The sequence below is a fragment of the Virgibacillus salexigens genome (genome assembly GCF_014905415.1).
Classification (GTDB): Bacteria; Bacillota; Bacilli; order Bacillales; family Amphibacillaceae; genus Virgibacillus; species Virgibacillus salexigens.
The window spans coordinates 1-289 of record NZ_BNEO01000215.1 but is presented as its reverse complement, the minus strand read 5'-3'; the positions used below and the strand labels follow the sequence as shown (position 1 = coordinate 289).

General features: G+C 40.1%; 1 protein-coding gene. It reads left to right on the top strand.

Annotated elements, in window-relative coordinates; genetic code table 11:
- The coding region (locus tag JKP73_RS22905) for a carbon-phosphorus lyase complex subunit PhnI (protein WP_200412066.1) at nt 1–289 on the top strand (289 nt) is incomplete at both ends.

Sequence of the window (289 nt, the reverse complement as noted above, 5' to 3'; positions counted from 1 at the left end):
TACTCGGGGCCACAAATGATTATTCCCATCGATTACTAGATTTTACCTTAATCAATGAGAGTGCTAGTACGAACGAATCTTGGCTTCATGACTACGAACAAGCATTACAACATGTAGGTGATGGTAATGGAGTTATCTATTTTCCAAAGGTAGTCGATCATTTAAGGCATGAGGGACTATTCGAAACCTATGATTGGGATAATAGCAAACCAACAGACACCACGAAAGAAAACTTGAGTTTTCCAGCTACAAGAAGTGCTAGGTTACAAACATTAACCCGCGGCCAAAC